Source organism: Mycobacterium talmoniae (assembly GCF_001854525.1).
Taxonomy (GTDB): Bacteria; Actinomycetota; Actinomycetes; order Mycobacteriales; family Mycobacteriaceae; genus Mycobacterium; species Mycobacterium talmoniae.
On record NZ_MLQM01000308.1, the window covers coordinates 1 to 2357 of the forward strand.

The 2357-nt window shown below is 72.0% G+C and carries 1 protein-coding gene and 1 pseudogene; both read right to left on the reverse strand.

The window, feature by feature from the left end:
- On the reverse strand, nt 1-2178 hold a 2178-nt coding region (locus BKN37_RS26855; protein ID WP_242657377.1), incomplete at its 3' end, for a tubulin-like doman-containing protein.
- A pseudogene (locus BKN37_RS29645) lies at nt 2178-2357 on the reverse strand (hypothetical protein); the annotation flags it as partial. The gene BKN37_RS26855 and the pseudogene BKN37_RS29645, both read right to left, overlap by 1 nt.

Below are 2357 nucleotides of genomic sequence, written 5' to 3' on the forward strand. Positions count from 1 at the left end.
CTCCAGCAGCCCGCCGGGGGCCGCGACCCCGCCGGTGGTCTGCCATTGGCCCGAGATCACCCGGGCGGTGCTCTCGGCGACCGCGGCGTAAAACGGCGGCGACCCGTGACCGCTGGCCAGCGCCTTGGGCAGGTCGAGTTCGTAGCGCGCCTTGAACGCCGTCGAGTTGATCAGCAGCACTTCGTTGTTCGCTTCGGCGAACCGGCTGGGCACCAGCTCGTCGGCGTCCGACGGCCAGGCCGCGTACTGGTCGGTGGCCAGCCGCGCCAACCCGACGTCCGCCGGCGGCTCCGAGCGGGCTTTCTCCAGCACCACCTGGGCTTCGCCCAGCGCCGCGGACAGCGGCGCCAGCAGTTCGGCGCCGATGACCTTCAGCACGTCGGCGATCTTGGCGGACGCGCTGGCGTACACCGCGCGGCGCAGGTTGCCGTGGAACCCGTCCAGCGCGGTGTGCAACACCTGGTCGGCGTTGGTCATCACGCCCCGCAGCGAGGCCAGCGTGGTCTCCACGTTCGGCGCCAGCGCCACCACGTCGGCGGGGCCCATCGCGCCCAGATCGTCCATGGCCGTGGCGAGTTCGTCGTCGATGAAACGGCGCAGCAGGTCCACCACGCCGCGGGCGTAGGGCAGGCTGAAATTGGCGATCGAATAGGTGACCGCGGTGTCGATGCGGTCGGCGAACTCCCGGTGCCAGCCGAAGGCCAGCGCGTAGCCGGCGTCGTGCACCGCCTGGGTCAGCGGGCCGCGGCGGTTGGCGACCGCCTGCCGGAAGATCGGCACCCACTGTTCGGCGGTCATCCCCTGCGGGCTGGGCAGATAGCCGCGCAGCTGGCGCTCGATGAGCATGCCGGTGGTGGCGGCCACCGAGCGAGCCGGCAACGCCACGTTGGTGATCCAGCCACCCAGCAGCTGGATGCGGTTGCTCTCGTCGCCCGAGGTCGGCGGCAGGCCCAGGCCGTTGCAGATGGCCGGCCACTGGCTGTCCAGCAGCGAGTCCAGCTGCTCGGTGGCCGAGGCCGGGTTGCCCGGCTGCAGGTGGCCGAACAGCAGCTTGTCCGCGCAGCTGCGGGCCAGCCGCTGGGCGGCGTATTCGGCGTAGCGGTCGCGGCCCATGGACAGGCTGGAGAACCCGTAGGTGCCCCACGGCAACGGATCCCACACCTCGTTGCCCCAGCCGAGCAGGTCGCGGTCACCGGCCGGGGAGGCGGTGTTGCCCAGGTCGTAGGAGACGAACTGGTCGCTGGCCTTGCCGCTCATCATCAGCCCGGCCAGCCCGCGGCCCAGCCCGCGGTAGACCGCGTTTTGCGACCCGTCACCGAACAGGGTGCGGTCGGCGCCGACGTACCGCCCGACCGGGAACACCCGGGCGAACGGGATCGGCTCCCCTTCGCCCTGCTGCTGGCCCAGGGCCCGCAGGATCCGCACGTCGTGTTCCCGGGCCGCACCGGACTGGCTGGCCACGATCTCCCCGAGCATCGCCAACGCGTTGGCGCGCACCCCGATTCGGGCGCTTTCGGGCAGCGAATCGAAGATGTCGGGGGTCACCATGAACACCCCCATCAGCTTGGGGTCCAGGCCCGACACCAGCGTCAGCAGCCGGCAGATGTCCAGCGCCATCGACGCGCCGGCGCCGCCGGCCATCGACGACACCACCAACACCAGCGGCGGCTCGTTGGGGTCGAAGCGGCCCATACCGGGCACCTGCAGCTGCGCCATTTCCGAGATCGCCTCGACCCGGAACAGCTGATCCCAGGCGTTCTGCAGGCGTTGACGGATCTCGCCGGCCTTGCTCAGCGTGATCATCCGGCCGATCGCCCGGTACTGCCCGGCGCCCGCCGAAATCGGGTTGGTCACCCCTTCGGGTTGCCGCGGCGCCCAGGTGGCGATGGTGTCCAGCGCCGACCCGGCCGCCAACCGCTGGGCCAGCGCCCCGTCGAGGGTGGCGTAGCTGCTGCCCTGCGGGCCGCTGCCGATGTAGCTGCCGCCCTGCGCGGGCACATTGGCCAACCCGTCGGGTCCGGTCTCGGCGCCGCTGGGCACGTCGATGTGGACGAACTGCCACCCCGCCGGCAGCGACGACACCCCGGCGGTGTGCAGCTCCGAGCGCAGTTGATCCATCATGTACGCCAGCGTGGCGCCACCGGATCCGCCGCAGCCGACCACCAAGAACCGGCGCATCAGGCTCCTCCTCCAAATGGGTCAAACGGATGGTCGCGACCCGGCCGCTGGTCGTCGGGGCGGGGCGGCGGCGGGTAGTCGGGCCCGGGCATCGTCTGGGCCTGCTGGGGGTTCGCGTAGGGGTCGAGGGTGCCCCGCGGCGGCGGCTGCGGCGGTGTCGGCGCGGTCCCGGTCTGCCC